Here is a 13924-nt window from a genome sequence, read left to right as displayed (position 1 = left end):
GGTGGCGTCCGGTCCCGGGCGCCCGCACAGCGAGCGCCGGCCGGCGAGCCGGCGCACCGGGAGGGGTCGGCACGTGGGAACGGGTACGCGCACGCGACATCACCACTGGGCCATCCGCGCCGCCGGCACCGCGGTCGCCGGCCTGGTCGTCCTGGGGCTGACGCCGGGCACCGCCGCCGCCGCCCCGAGCGACGCCGAGATCGCCGCCGCCGAGGCCGAGCGGGTCGCCGCCGACCAGCAGGTGGGCGTGCTGAGCGCCCAGCTCGCGCAGGCCGAGGCCGCCGCCGAGACGGCGCACCAGAACGCGCAGATCGCGCTGCAGGACTACGAGGAGACGCAGGCCGCCTACGAGGCCGCCCGTGCCGCCGCCGACGCCGCGACGGCCGCCGCCGCGCAGGCCGCCGCCGACGTCGCCGTGGGCCGCGCGCAGGTCGCCGACTACGCCCGCACGACCTACATCCAGGGCACCACCGCCCCCGGCGCCGCCGCGCTCATGTCGGCCGACGGCCCCGCCCAGCTCATCGAGCGCGCCGCGCTGCTCGAGGCCGCCGGCAGCCACCGCGTCGACGTCGTCGGCGAGCTCGAGGTGCTGCAGCAGCAGGCCGTCGCCGCGCAGGAGCAGGCGCGCGTCGCCTCCGCGCAGGCCGAGACGCTGCAGGCCGAGGCCGCCGTCACGCTGTCCGGCGCGCAGGCGCAGGAGTCCGCCGCCCGCGAGCAGCGCGCCGCCGTCGCCGAGCAGCGCGACGCCGTCGCCGCCCAGGCGGAGGCCGCGGGTCTCGAGGTCGCGCAGCTGGAGGCCGAGCAGGCCGCCGCCGAGCAGGCCGCCCAGGCCGCCGCGGCCGCTGCTGCGCGGGCCGCCGCCCGCCCGGCACCGGCGCCGGCGCCCGCACCGCGGGCCGCCGCGCCCAGCACGCCGTCCCGCTCGTCCTCGTCGGGCTCGTCGGCGACCACGCCCTCGTCCGGCTCGTCGTCCGGTTCGTCGTCGTCGGGCTCGGGCTCGGCGTCCTCGGGCAACCCGACGCCGCCGCCGGCCACCACCGCCGGCGCGCCCTCGGCGTCGGCGGTGGAGACCGCGATCGACGCCGCGATGTCGCAGCAGGGCCTGCCCTACAGCTGGGGCGGCGGCGGCAGCAACGGCCCGGGCTACGGCATCCCGCCGGACACCCGCATCTGGGGCTTCGACTGCTCGGGGCTCACCGAGTACGCCTACGCCCAGGCCGGCATCCGGATCGGCGGCACCAGCCGCGACCAGTGGTGGCGCTTCCGCGGCTCCACGGTGGCCCGCGCCGACCTGCGCCCCGGCGACCTGGTCTTCTGGGGCTCCGGCAACTCGTACACGTCGATCTACCACGTCGCGCTGTACATCGGGAACGGCCGGGTGATCCACGCCCCGCAGAGCGGCGACGTCGTCCGGACCGGCTCCATGTGGTTCGGCAGCGACTACTTCGGCGCGGTCCGTCCGACCGCGTGACCGAGGAGGCTTCCCGGGCCGGGGAGGGGGACACCGGCCGGGGGAGGAGTGGGGCGTCGGGCAGCCACGGGGGGAGCTGCCCGACGCACCGCCCACGCTAGCAGCCGAGAGGCGCCCGGTGCAGGGGGACGCACCGGGCGCCTCCGCGCGTCCGGGGGCGGCGGCGTGTCCGGGCGGACGCGCCGCGCGGGGCGCCGCACGGCCGAACCGGACGGCCTGCCAGGTCGGGGTGGGACACTGGCGCCGGGACGGGCGAGCGGCCCGTCACCGGCCTCTCCGGGACCCCGACGACGGGTGCCCGGCGGCCGCGGACCGGCATCCAGGGAGCCCCGTGACCACCGCCGCCAGCACCCCTCTCGACAAGCCCGCGGGCGCGTCCGCCGCGAGCGGTGCTCCGGTGCCGCCGTCGGCCGACGCCGCGCGGCTGGAGCGGGTCCTGTTCGAGATCAAGCGGGTCATCGTCGGCCAGGACCGGCTGGTCGAGCGGATGCTGGTGGCGCTGCTGGCCCGCGGCCACGTGCTCCTCGAGGGCGTGCCGGGCGTCGCGAAGACCCTCGCCGTCGAGACGCTGGCGCGGGTCGTCGGCGGGCAGTTCGCCCGCCTGCAGTTCACCCCCGACCTGGTGCCCGCCGACATCCTCGGCACCCGCATCTACAAGGCCGGCCAGGACGCCTTCGACACCGAGCTCGGCCCGGTGTTCGCCAACTTCGTGCTCACCGACGAGATCAACCGCGCGCCGGCGAAGGTGCAGTCGGCGCTGCTCGAGGTCATGGCCGAGCGGCAGGTGTCCATCGGCGGCGTCACGCACAAGCTGCCCGACCCGTTCCTCGTGCTCGCCACGCAGAACCCGATCGAGTCCGAGGGCGTCTACCCGCTGCCCGAGGCCCAGCGCGACCGCTTCCTCATGAAGGTGCTCGTCGACTACCCGAGCCCGGAGGAGGAGCGCGAGATCATCTACCGGATGGGCTCGACGCCGCCGGTGGCCGAGACCGTCCTCGGCCCCGACGACCTGCGCCGCATGCAGCGCACCGCCTCCCAGGTGTTCGTGCACCACGCGCTGGTCGACTACGTCGTGCGGCTCGTCGTCGCCACCCGCCAGCCGCGCGACCACGGCATGGACGACGTCGCCTCCTGGGTGTCCTACGGCGCCAGCCCCCGCGCGTCCCTCGGCCTGATCGCCGCCAGCCGCGCGCTCGCCCTGGTCCGCGGCCGCGACTACGTGCTGCCGCAGGACGTCCTCGACGTCACCGCCGACGTGCTGCGCCACCGCCTCGTGCTCTCCTACGACGCGCTGGCCGACGGTGTGCCCGCCGACCACGTCGTCAAGCGGATCCTGCAGACCGTGCCGCTGCCGCAGGTCACCCCGCGCCAGCGCGCCGGCGGCTTCGGGCCGGCCGCGCCCGGCGGCCCGCAGGTGCCCCCGCCCGGGGCGGCGCAGTACGGGCCGCCGCAGGGCGCGCCGCAGTACGGCCCGCCGTTCCCGCCGCCCGCCCCGCAGAACGGCCAGCAGCCCGGCCGTGCCCTCGGTCAGGCGCCCGGTCAGGCACCCGGTCAGGCGCAGAACGGCCAGCCCGGTCCCGGCGCGCCCGCCGGCAACGGGCACGCCCCGGGCACCCCGCAGGCGTGATCCTGCGGCGCGGCCGCGCGCGGGCGGCGGAGGCCGCCGCTGCCGAGGGTGCGGCCGGGACGGCGACGGCGACGGATCCGGCACCCGCCGCGGGTGCGGCCGGCACGCCCGGCTCCGGCACCCCCGGTTCGGGCATCGACCCCCGCGACGGCGACGGCTCCCCGCCGCACTTCGGGGAGGGCCCGGCCGACGTCCTGCTGCAGCGGCTCGAGCTCACCGTCCGGCGGCGGCTCGACGGGCTGCTGCAGGGCGACCACCTGGGCCTGGTCCCCGGGTCGGGCACCGAGGCCGGCGACTCCCGCACCTACCACCCGGGCGACGACGTCCGGCGGATGGACTGGCCGGTCACCGCCCGCACCCAGGTGCCGCACGTGCGCGAGACGATCGCCGACCGCGAGCTGGAGACGTGGGCGGTGGTCGACCTGTCGGCCAGCCTCGACTTCGGCACCGGCCTGTGCGACAAGCGCGACCTGGCCATCGCCGGGCTCGCCGCCGTCAGCCACCTGACCGTGCGCGGCGGCAACCGGCTCGGCGCCGTCGTCACCACCGGCGAGCGGGTCGACCGCTACCCGGCGCAGCCCGGCCGGCTCGCCGCCGACCGGCTGCTGCGCGCCGTCGTCGCCACCCCGCGGGCGTCCACCGGCCGCCGCGGCGACCTCGCCGCGGCGCTGGAGACCCTGCGCCGCCCGCCGCGCCGTCGCGGGCTGGTCGTCGTGGTCAGCGACTTCCTCGGGTCGGACGCGGGGGAGACCGCCGACTGGGAGCGACCGCTGCGCGGCCTCGGCACCCGGCACGAGCTGCTCGCCATCGAGGTGGTCGACCCGCGCGAGCTCGAGCTGCCCGACGTCGGCCTGCTCACCGTCCGCGACCCCGAGTCCGGCCAGACGCTCGAGGTGCCCACCGGCGACCCCGAGTTCCGGGCCCGCTACGCCGCCGGCGCCGCCGAGCAACGGCGGGCCATCGCGGCCGGCCTGCGCCGCGCGGGTGCCGGGCACCTGCAGCTGCGCACCGACCGCGACTGGCTGATGGACGTCGTCCGTTTCGTCGCCGACCGCCGGCGCGCCGGAAGCGGCGGGGCCTCGCGGTGAGCGCCCCGCACCCCAGGAGGGCCCGCCCGTGAGTTTCCAGTCACCGCTGTGGCTGATCGCCCTCGTCCCCGTCGTCGCCCTGGCGACCCTGTACGTGGTCAAGCAGCTGCGCCGGCGGGTGTACGCCGCGCGGTTCTCCCAGACGGGGCTCGCCGCGAGCCTGCTGCCCAAGCGGGCCGGGTGGGTGCGCCACGTCGCGTTCGGGCTGACGCTCGCCTCGCTGCTCGGGCTGGTGCTCTCGCTCGCGCAGCCGAGCACCGAGGTGCGGGTGCCGCGGGAGACCGCCACCGTCGTCCTGGCCCTCGACGTGTCGCTGTCGATGCAGGCCGAGGACATCGAGCCCAGCCGGTTCGAGGCGATGAAGGACGCCGCCAGCGACTTCGTCGACATCCTCCCGGAGCGGATCAACCTCGGGCTGGTGTCGTTCTCGGGCACCGCGTCCACGCTGGTGACCCCGACGACCGACCGCGACCAGGTGCGCGGCGCGATCGCCAACCTGGAGCTGTCGGAGGCGACGGCGATCGGCGAGGCGATCTTCACCTCGCTGACCGCGATCAGCACCTTCCAGTCGACCCTCGACGTCGGCTCGGAGGAGGCGCTGCCCCCGGCGCGGATCCTGCTGCTGTCCGACGGCTACAACACCGTCGGCCGGGAGAACACCCAGGCGATCTCCGCGGCGCAGGAGGCCGGGGTGCCGGTGTCGACGATCGCCTTCGGCACCGACTACGGCTCCATCGACATCGGCGGCGAGCGGACGCCGGTGCCGATCGACCGCGAGGCGCTGCGGCTGATCGCCGACGAGACCGGCGGGCAGTACAACGAGGCCCGCACCCGCGCCGAGCTCGAGGCGGTCTACGACGACCTGGGCAGCCAGATCGGCTACACCACCGAGCCGCAGGACGTCTCCTACTGGTTCGTGCGGGTGGCCACCCTGCTGCTCGCCTGCGGCCTCGGCCTCGCGGCCTGGCGGCTGCAGCGCCTGTTCTGACCGCGGCCCGGCCGCGCACGCACGAGGGGCCCCGGACCAGCAGGTCCGGGGCCCCTCGCGTGCGTCAGGAGGTCAGACGCTGAAGCCGCGCTGGCGGCGCACCAGCTTCTTCAGCATGAAGACCGTCTGCAGGATGGTCAGCAGGTAGAGGACCGGCCAGCCGATCGACAGGATCGCCGACTGCACGCCGATGCTCTGCTGGCTCCAGGCGAAGATCAGCACCGCGAAGGTGACCGCCGCGCAGACCGCCGGCATGACGTAGGCCGACCCGCGGCCGCGCTCGGCCGCCGCCTGCGCCGCCCAGTTGTCCTTCTCGACGCGGGCGAAGAACTGCACCCACGCGGTGACGAAGTGGCCCATCCGCACCCACATGTAGAGCTCGGCGGGCGCCACCAGGGCGGCGTAGAGGAGGTCCGTGGCGCTCTTGTCGTGCATCGCCAGCGCGATCCGCAGGTTCAGCAGCGTCGCCACCGCCGGCGGGATCAGCCAGATCGGGTTGAACACGAACGCGTCGATCGACAGCGCCGCCGCCAGCAGCAGCAGGAAGCCCATGCGGGCGGCGATGTTGAAGACCATCGAGATGTTCTCGTACCAGCGCAGCCGCAGGTTCGGGTGCAGCGGCTGGCCCTTGCTGTCGCCGCGCTGACCGGGCCACAGCAGGTCGATGCCGCCGAAGTTCCACTTCACCTGCTGGCCGTGCAGCGCGCGCAGCGTGGTCATCGGCCCCACGAACGCGCGGGCCCGGGCGCTGATCTTCGTGCTGAAGCCGGCGTCCTTGATCTGCAGGGAGAGCTTGGAGTCCTCGACCTCCGAGTCGCGCACCCACGGGGCGGACTGGTGGTGGCGGTACATGACGGCCTCCAGCGCGCGGACGCTGAAGAGGCTGCACTGGCCGCCGAGGACGGCCATGTTCCGGCCGCGGACGAGGTTGTCCATGTTGAAGCCGGCGAACTGGGCGCGCTGGCCGGCGACGAGGAACTTCGCCATCGCGCCGTGCACCTTGGACTTGTCGAAGGTGTAGATGGCCGACAGCCCGCCGATGCGCGGGTCGGTGACCATCTCCTTCTCCAGCCACTCGACGCAGCGCCGGTCGAGGGTGGTGTCGCCGTCGACACCGAGGATGTAGTCGTAGCCGCGGCTGACGAAGTAGCCGTAGTTGAGCGCGCCGACCTTCTTGTCGGGGTTCTCGCCGATGTCGTGCACGTGCACGGTGGTCCGGTAGGTCTCGCCCTTGACCACGCGGGTGTGCTCGCCGACGAACTGGCCGGCGATCTCGGGGGTGTCGTCGTCGGTGTTGTTGATGACGACGTGGACGACGTCCGGCGGCCGGGTCTGCGACAGCAGCGAGGTGAGGACGTCGGCGATCGTCGACTCCTCGTTGTAGGCCGGGATGACGCAGCTGATGGTCGCGTGGCGCAGCGCCTCGGCGCTGTCCTGCGGGCCACCGAACTCGGCGGGCACCAGCGAGCTGATGTCGGGGATCTGCTGACCGCCGCGGGCGAGCAGCTGCACGCGGTCGGTGGACCGCCGCATGCCGTGGACGACGAGCTGGGTCACGAGGGGTCCTCCTGCAGGAGCGGCAGCTCGAGGGTGTCGAGCACGGTCTGGCGGAAGTAGCGCTGGGCGCCGGGCTCGGTCTCGACCAGCAGGTCGAACTGCACCGTGACGGTCAGCGACGTCGCTGCCGGGGTGGCCTCGGTGAGGGTGAGCGCGGTGGTGTAGCTGAACGGCGGCATGAGCGCGAACTCGCCCCGGTCCTCGGCGGCGAGGACGCGGGCGGTGCCGTCGTCGGTCGTGGCGGCGAAGCGGGTGACGAGGACCTCGGTCTCGTCGTCCCCGCCCTCGACGTGCGCGGCGATCTGGATGGTCTTGTCCTGGGCGGCGGTCCAGGTGGTGGCCTGGTCGGCGGTCCAGTAGTCGACGACGACGGTGCGGTCGCCGGCCGGGAGCGCGCGGGTGAGCGAGCCGGCGTCGAGGTCGCCGGCGGGGCGCACGGGCGTGGGGACGGTGACCTCGTCGGTCGTCGCCGTCTCCTCCGCGGCCGTCTCCTCCGCCGCGGTCTCCTCGGCGGGCTCGTCGGTGGGGTCGGCGGCCTCGGTGGTCTCGGCCGCGGCGGCGCCGAGGCCGGGGCTCATGCTGACGTCGGGCCACTCGCAGCCGGTGAGGCCGGCGAGCAGGGTCGCGCCGAGCGCGAACGCGGCCGCGCGGGCACGGGGTGTCGGTCGGGACACGGTCTCCCCTGGACGATCCGGGTGATCGCCGGGGTCCGGGCGCCGTTGCACACCCCCAGCAGTGGTCACCAGGGACGCTAGGGAGGGGATAGCGGAACGGTGTAGTGGTCGTGACCCGTCGGGGGGAGACGCGCCACCGCCCGGAGGGGCGGGCCCTCCGGGCGGTGACAGTGCGTGAGGTGCGGTGTCAGCGGGTCGGGTCGAGGACCAGCTTGCCGGTGGTGCGGCGGGACAGGATGTCCTGGTGCGCCTCGCGGACGGCGGACAGCGGGTAGCGCCCGCCGCCGACCGGCTTCAGCGCGCCGTCGGCGGTGAGCTGCAGCAGGTCGCTCATCGCGTCGTCGAGCATCGCCGGGCGGCTGAAGCAGTGCGCCAGCCAGAAGCCGATGACGCCGCGGCTGGTGCCCATGAGCGACGGCGGCTGCACGGCCTTCGGCGGGCGCCGGCCGGCCATGCCGTAGGCGACGAGCCGGCCGAAGGGCGCGAGCGCGGAGAACGAGCCGTCGAAGACGTTGCCGCCGGTCATCTCGAGGACGACGTCGACGCGCTTCCCGCCGTTGGCCTCGCGCAGCGCCGCGGTGAAGGTCTTCGGGTCGTCGTCGGCGAGCGCGGGGTCGACGGTGGCGTCGGCGCCGAGCTCCTCGGCCAGCGCCCGCTTCTCCGGGCTGGACGCGGTGGCGATGACCCGCCCGGCACCCCACCGCTTGGCCAGCTGCACGGCCAGCGACCCGACGCCGCCGGCGCCGGCGATGACGACGACCGACTCGCCCGCGGCCAGGTGCGCGCTGGTCCTGAGCAGGTGCCAGGCGGTGGTGCCCTGCAGCACGAGGGCGAGGGCCTGCTCGTCGGTGACGGCGTCGGGGACCGGCCAGGTCAGCCGCGGGCTGCCGACGACCTTCTCGGCGTACCCGCCGCCCTCGACCAGCCCGACCACGCGCTCGCCGCCGCCGGCGGGGCGGCCGACGAACTCCGCGCCCGGCACGAGCGGCAGCGTCTGCGGGGCGAGGTAGCTGTCCTCGGTCTGGTGGGTGTCGGCGTAGTTCACGCCGGCCGCGCTCACCTCGTAGAGCTGCTGGCCGTCGCCGGGGACGGGGTCGGGGAGGTCGACGACGTTCAGGACCTCGGGGCCACCGAACTCGGTGATCTGGACTGCGCGCATGCGGGTGAGGCTATGACTGCTCCCCCCCGCTCGTCGTTCCGGGCAGTCTCGTCGGGTGCCGGGTACTCGGCCGCGACGCGGTGGTCAGCTGCCGGTGAGCCGCTGCAGCCGGGTGGTCAGCGCGGTGCGGCGGTCGGCGTTGCCGTGCAGGTCCACGTACCGCTGCCCGAAGCCGGCCAGCAGCGTGTCGTCCAGCCGGCGCACGGCACCCGGGGGGTAGCGGTAGTCCATCCGGGCGGTGATGCCGCTGTCGTCGACGCCGCGCAGCACTTCACCCAGCTCCACCAGGCTGGTCACGCCCAGTTCGAGCAGGAGGCCGGAGATCCAGGTGTAGTGGTCCGGGCGCGACCAGCCGGCGTCGGCGTACTGCCCCGCCAAGAACGCAGCCAGTTCCCGAGGCGCGATCCGAGGGTCGTCGGGGTCGATGTCGTCGGCCTCGTCGGCGGGAACCGGTGCCCGGAGGCGCTCGCGGATCGCGGTGAACTGCTGGTCGGCCAGCTCCAGCAACCCGGCGGCCAGGGTGAACCGGCGGTCGAACTCGGAGGCGTGCTCGTCCGGCACCGTCCCCTTGTAGCGGATGTCGTGCTCGAACTCGGCCCACGCGTGCTGCAGCACCGTGCGCACCTGCACCTGCACCACGCGCCCGACCAGCTCCGGCAGCTCGGCCGCCCGGCCACGGTCCACGCTGATCAGCAGGTGCCGGCTGGAGTAACCGAACCGGCCCTGCTGCGCCGTCCGCCGCCCCATGTCGAGGTCGTCGATCACCCGCACCTGCGCGGCCAGCAGCTCAGCGACCGCCTCCACGTCGCTCTGCACGTAGGTGATCACCCGCACGCCGATCTGGTCGGTGATCTCCCGCATCGGGTCCGGGTACGCAGGCACGCCGTCGACCGTGCGGGCCGCCTTCTCCGCGAACGAGGCGATGGTCTTGGTCCGCCCGGTCACCGACAGGTAGTTGATCCCGGCCTCGTCGAGCACCCCGGTGACGAGCGCCAGTGCCTGCTCCCCGGCGACCAGGGTCTCGGGCCGGCCGTCGGCGTACGCCTGGATGGCCTGCTGCACGGGGTCGGGCGGAGGCGCGGCATCCCGGGGGCCGGGCTGCAGGCCCGGCGGCAGGCTCGGGGTCACGATCGCGCCGCCGGCGGCGTCGCCGTAGGTGGTCACCTCGTCCGGGCGCCGGACGGCGATCCATCCCACGTAGGCGCACACCACGGCGTCGACCTGGTCCTCCGCCACCCGCAGCTCGCTCTTGCGGGTGGCGGCCTGCACATGCCGGCGCAGCGCGGCGAACGGTTCCCCGAGGTCGAGCTCGGCCACCGCGCTCAGCAGATCGATGAGCAGCAGCAGCTCCGCGCGCATCTGTTCGAGCACCCGGCCCGGCTTGTCCTTGTACTTCAACGTGCGGCCCAGCCGGAACAACGCCACCGTCGCAGCGTGCGGGTAGACCTCGATCGCCCGGCGGTCGCGGCCCGAGCGGGGGTCCAGGTCCAGCTTCAAGCGCCGGCCGATCCGCCCGCCGCGGGTGTCACCATCGGTGAACTCGGCTCTGCCGGTGTTCGTCGGGTGCGCCCCGGCCTCGAACCTCGCGAAGTCGGCGTTGAGCGCCCGCTCGGCGGCCCGGTTCCCGGTGGCGTTGGTGACCACCAGCGGGGCGTCGATCGCCACGATGCACGGACCGGCGGTGAACGGGGCCAGCGCGGTCTCGATCTCGTCGTCGGTGCGGACCGCGCTGACGTGCACCAGTCGGCCGGCGTCGTCCAGCACGGCGAGGCCGGTGGGTTGCCTGAGCCCCCAGGCGAGGTCGATCCCGATGTGCCGCACGGGCTCAGCTTGCCTTGCCCCGCAGCTCCTCGAGGCTCGTCCCGTGGGATCCGACAGGCGTGTACGGGTGCCCCTGCCCGAGGTCGCTCGGATGGGCGCCGTTCCACCGACCGGCACTTCCCCCTGGTGGACGAACGCGAGGACATCGACGGGACGTGTCTGCCGGGCGCTGGCCGAGCAGGTGGCCCGGCGGGACCCCGGGCCGGGACCTGTCCGGCCGAGACCGCGGTACGGCTAGCCGGTCGGGGGTACTCCGGGACTCCCGGCGCCCGTGACGGGAAGGCGGACGCACAGCACCGTCTCGCCCGGCCGGCTCCGGATGCTGATCTCGCCGCGGTGCCGCTCGACGATGCGACGGGAGAAGTCCAGCCCCAAGCCCGTTCCCTCGCCCACGCCCTTGGTGGTGAAGAACGGCTCGAAGGCGCGCTGCCGGGTCTCGGGGGACATGCCCGTGCCGGTGTCGGTGATCTCCACGACCACCTCGGCCCGGTCGGCCCGCATGGCGACCCGGAGGGTCCCGCGACCGTGCATGGCGTCCAGTGCGTTGTCGATGAGATGCGTCCAGAGCTGGTTGAGCTCGGCGGGTAGCGCCGTGATGCGGGGGACCGGTGTGCCGTACTCGCGCACGACCGACACCTCCGGGGGGATGCGGTGGGCGAGCGTGGCCAGGGTGCTCTCCAACCCCTCCGCGACGTCGGTCTGCTGCACCGCGGCGCGATCGAGCTGGGCGTAGGACCTGACCGCGGAGACGAGGTCGGAGATGCGCCGCGTGGCCTCGTCGACCTCGCCCAGCAAGGTGGTTGCGGACAACGTGCTCGCGACCCACTCCAACCCAGGTTCGAGCCCCGTGGGCCCGAGCGCCTCGGTGAGGCGCTCGCACCACTCGGTGTCGGCACCGGCTTCGGCGAGCGCCGGCGCCGACTGCCACGCGTCGGCCACGCCGCGCCGGGACAACCAGTCCGCGAGCTCGTCCTCACGATCCGCGAGCGTCACGGGATCGACGGGCGGTCCGTTCCCGAGCTCCTCGCGGAGTGCGTCCAACCGGGCGAACCCGTCCGCCGTGACCGTGACCGCGGCCAGCCCGCGCAGGGCGGAGGACATCCTGACGTGCGCCTCACCGAGCGCGTCGACCGCACGGACCGCGGCAGCAGCCGGGTTGTTCAGCTCGTGCGCGAGGCCGGCGGCCAGCGTGCCCAGGGCCGCCAGGGCCTCTCTCTGCCGAGCCATCGTCTCGTAGTTCCTGGCGGACCGGGACACGCCCTCCGCGAGGGACAGCCCGGGCGGGAAGTGGGCGCTCCAGAGGCTGCGCAGGTCGTCCGCCGGTACCCGGAGGACGCGGCCGCCGGTCGCGGCCCGGCCGGTGGCGAGGTAGGCGCCGTGCTCGTCCCAAGCGCGGAACCCGCCTGCCCAGCGCCCCGGGACGTCCATGGCGCCCAGCCGTGTCTCGTCGGTGCCGAGGTGACGTACCAGCTCGACCCTGCCCTCCAGGAGGACCCACCAGTGCTCGGCCGGGTGGTTCTCCTGGAAGAGCACGTCCCCGTCCTCGAACCGGACCTCCGATCCGACGGCCAGCAGCGTGCGCAGCTGGTCGTCGTCGGTCCCCGAGAAGAGGGGCAAGCCGTGCAGGTCGTCGAGGTCCATCAGGGCGTCGCGGTCGTCGGGCGGGCGGGGTGCACGGCATGGCTCCCTCTGCGACAGGCCGGGGAGGTCCACGTGGTGGAGAACGCCGACGGCCCCGGGAGACGGTGCGGGCATCCAAGCACGGCGCGGACGTGCACACGGGGGCGTGCTGCGCGCCGATGGGGAGCCCCCCAGAGCTGCGCGCCGTCGCCGGGGAAGGGCTCGGGGAGGTCGACGACGTCCAGGACCTCGGGGCCACCGGACACCGTGGTCTGCACGGCTCGCACGCAGGGAGGCCATGACCCCGCCGTCCCGGCCCCGGTGGGTGCGGGTCAGACCGGGGAGGTCACGCCCGTCAGGTCCTCGGAGACGGCCCACAGCCGGCGCTGCACGGCGAGGTCGTAGGACTGCGGGCTCGAGGTGACCGGGCGCGGGTGTCCGCGGACCTCGCCGCGACCGCCCGGGCCGTAGTACTGCCCGCTGAGCACGGCCGGGTCGGTCGCGGCCCGCAGCGTCGGCAGCGCGCCCATGGCCGGCGGCTGGGTGAGGAGCGGGGCCAGCAGCTCCACCGGCGCCCGGAGCGCGGTGGGGGAGTTGCGCACCAGCTCGGTGTCCGCCACCCCCGGGTGGGCGGCCACCGCGACGGTGCTCGCGCCGCGGGCCGCGAGCCGGCGCTGCAGCTCGCAGGTGAACATCAGGTTGGCGAGATGCTCGACGAGATGCCCATCGCCGACGTGAGCCTCAACGAGCTGAGCCGCCGGGTCGGCCTGGCGAAGTCCAACGTGCTGCGCTACTTCGACTCCCGCGAGGGCGTGCTGCTCGAGCTGATGGACGCCGTGCTGCAGGACTGGCTCGCGCAGCTGGCCGGCGACCTCGCGGCCGGGGTCGACGCGGGCTCCCCGCTCGTGCGGCGCGCCGAGCAGTTGTCCACGGTGCTCGCCCGGTCCCTGGCGGAGCGGCCGGTGCTGTGCGACCTGGCCGGAGCGCAGGGCGGCGTCCTGGAGCGCAACGTCACCGCCGACGTCGTCCGGCGCCACAAGCGCACGGCCCTGACCCGGCTCGCCGCCGGTGCCGACCTCCTGCGCCGGTACGTGCCGGAGCTCGGCGAGGCCGCGGAGGTGTTCTGCTTCCACGCGCTGGTCCTGGCCGGTGCCCTGGCCCCCTACAGCTCGCCGCCGCCCGGCGTGCAGGCCGCCTACGAGGCCGAGCCGGAGCTCGCCGTCCTGCACGCGGACCTGCAGGAGTCGCTGCAGCGGGCGATCCGGACCCTGCTCCTGGGGGCCGTGCCGCGCGACTGACGCCTGGGCCCGGACGCAGGACGGCCGGCCCGCGCTCGGCGGGCCGGCCGTCCCCTCGCGTCAGGCGGTCTGCGCCTCGCGGCGCGGGAGCACCCAGTCGGGCCGCACCCAGTGGCAGGTGTAGCCGTAGGGGATCTTCTGCAGGTAGTCCTGGTGCTCCTCCTCGGCCTCCCAGAACGCGCCGGCCGGCTCCACCTCGGTGACGACCTTCCCGGGCCACAGGCCCGAAGCGTCGACGTCGGCGATGGTGTCGAGCGCGACCTGGCGCTGCTCCTCGCTGGTGTAGTAGATCGCCGAGCGGTAGCTGCGGCCCACGTCGTTGCCCTGCCGGTTCCTCGTCGACGGGTCGTGGATCTGGAAGAAGAACTCCAGCAGCTCGCGGTAGGAGATCACCGCCGGGTCGAAGACGATCTCGACCGCCTCGGCGTGGTCGCCGTGGTTGCGGTACGTGGCGTTCGGGGTGTCGCCGCCGGAGTACCCGACGCGGCTGGAGAGCACCCCGGGGCGCTTGCGGAGCAGCTCCTGCGCGCCCCAGAAGCAGCCGCCGGCGAGGATCGCGGTCTCGGTGGTCACGTGTTGCCTCCCTGTCTGGTCCTGCATCCCGCGCAACTCCCCGGACGG

12 protein-coding genes are annotated in these 13924 nt (G+C 74.8%); 5 read left to right on the top strand and 7 right to left on the bottom strand.

The genetic code is table 11. The features are described 5' to 3' along the window. Nucleotides 1–73 precede the first annotated feature (73 nt). From BUE37_RS11330 to BUE37_RS11315, 4 genes are all read left to right on the top strand, one after another. Nucleotides 74–1471, top strand: coding sequence for a C40 family peptidase (locus BUE37_RS11330; RefSeq protein WP_245794529.1), 1398 nt, complete (start codon nucleotides 74–76; stop codon nucleotides 1469–1471). Nucleotides 1472–1802: 331 nt separating this feature from the next. Then, nucleotides 1803–3098 (top strand): AAA family ATPase, encoded by a 1296-nt coding sequence (locus BUE37_RS11325; protein WP_245794527.1) that lies wholly within the window; start codon nucleotides 1803–1805, stop codon nucleotides 3096–3098. After that, nucleotides 3095–4186 (top strand): DUF58 domain-containing protein, encoded by a 1092-nt coding sequence (locus BUE37_RS11320; protein WP_245794525.1) that lies wholly within the window; start codon nucleotides 3095–3097, stop codon nucleotides 4184–4186. The genes BUE37_RS11325 and BUE37_RS11320 overlap by 4 nt, the downstream gene beginning before the upstream one ends. A 28-nt stretch (nucleotides 4187–4214) precedes the next feature. After that, entirely contained in the window at nucleotides 4215–5174 is a 960-nt protein-coding gene (locus tag BUE37_RS11315; protein ID WP_073420247.1) for a VWA domain-containing protein, read from the top strand. A 72-nt stretch (nucleotides 5175–5246) separates the two neighbouring features. Here the strand turns inward: BUE37_RS11315 and BUE37_RS11310 are convergent, their stop codons facing one another. From BUE37_RS11310 to BUE37_RS11280, 6 genes are all read right to left on the bottom strand, one after another. Continuing rightward, nucleotides 5247–6731, bottom strand: coding sequence for a glycosyltransferase family 2 protein (locus tag BUE37_RS11310; RefSeq protein WP_073420246.1), 1485 nt, complete (start codon nucleotides 6729–6731; stop codon nucleotides 5247–5249). Then, on the bottom strand, nucleotides 6728–7405 hold the full coding sequence (locus tag BUE37_RS11305) for a hypothetical protein (protein ID WP_073420245.1): 678 nt from the start codon (nucleotides 7403–7405) through the stop codon (nucleotides 6728–6730). The genes BUE37_RS11310 and BUE37_RS11305 overlap by 4 nt, the downstream gene beginning before the upstream one ends. A gap of 187 nt (nucleotides 7406–7592) precedes the next feature. Further along, nucleotides 7593–8564 (bottom strand): quinone oxidoreductase family protein, encoded by a 972-nt coding sequence (locus BUE37_RS11300; protein ID WP_073420244.1) that lies wholly within the window; start codon nucleotides 8562–8564, stop codon nucleotides 7593–7595. Between the two features lie 84 nt (nucleotides 8565–8648). Next, complete coding sequence (locus BUE37_RS11295) at nucleotides 8649–10385, bottom strand: DUF429 domain-containing protein (RefSeq protein ID WP_073420243.1); 1737 nt, start codon at nucleotides 10383–10385, stop codon at nucleotides 8649–8651. A 234-nt stretch (nucleotides 10386–10619) separates the two neighbouring features. After that, on the bottom strand, nucleotides 10620–12026 hold the full coding sequence (locus BUE37_RS11290; protein WP_073420242.1) for an ATP-binding protein: 1407 nt from the start codon (nucleotides 12024–12026) through the stop codon (nucleotides 10620–10622). A 311-nt stretch (nucleotides 12027–12337) separates the two neighbouring features. After that, a complete protein-coding gene (locus tag BUE37_RS11280) occupies nucleotides 12338–12700 on the bottom strand; it encodes an SDR family NAD(P)-dependent oxidoreductase (protein WP_217651211.1) in 363 nt (120 codons plus the stop codon). A gap of 12 nt (nucleotides 12701–12712) precedes the next feature. On the opposite strand from BUE37_RS11280, the gene BUE37_RS11275 reads away from it, so the two are divergent. Then, nucleotides 12713–13303, top strand: coding sequence for a TetR/AcrR family transcriptional regulator (locus BUE37_RS11275; protein WP_073420241.1), 591 nt, complete (start codon nucleotides 12713–12715; stop codon nucleotides 13301–13303). Nucleotides 13304–13363: 60 nt separating this feature from the next. Here the strand turns inward: BUE37_RS11275 and msrA are convergent, their stop codons facing one another. Then, a complete protein-coding gene (gene msrA / locus BUE37_RS11270; RefSeq protein WP_245794523.1) occupies nucleotides 13364–13876 on the bottom strand; it encodes a peptide-methionine (S)-S-oxide reductase MsrA in 513 nt (170 codons plus the stop codon). Nucleotides 13877–13924 lie beyond the last annotated feature (48 nt).

The sequence above is a fragment of the Geodermatophilus nigrescens genome, from assembly GCF_900129495.1.
Classification (GTDB): Bacteria; Actinomycetota; Actinomycetes; order Mycobacteriales; family Geodermatophilaceae; genus Geodermatophilus; species Geodermatophilus nigrescens.
The sequence above is the reverse complement of the archived record's forward strand: the minus strand, read 5'-3'. Positions and strand labels throughout refer to the sequence as shown.

Bases quoted from the DNA above. Each gene is read 5' to 3' on its own strand.
- BUE37_RS11290 (WP_073420242.1), bottom strand. From the start codon at position 12,026: ATGGACCTCGACGACCTGCACGGCTTGCCCCTCTTCTCGGGGACCGAC.
- BUE37_RS11280 (WP_217651211.1), bottom strand. From the start codon at position 12,700: ATGTTCACCTGCGAGCTGCAGCGCCGGCTCGCGGCCCGCGGCGCGAGC.
- BUE37_RS11300 (WP_073420244.1), bottom strand. From the start codon at position 8,564: ATGCGCGCAGTCCAGATCACCGAGTTCGGTGGCCCCGAGGTCCTGAAC.
- BUE37_RS11275 (WP_073420241.1), top strand. From the start codon at position 12,713: ATGCTCGACGAGATGCCCATCGCCGACGTGAGCCTCAACGAGCTGAGC.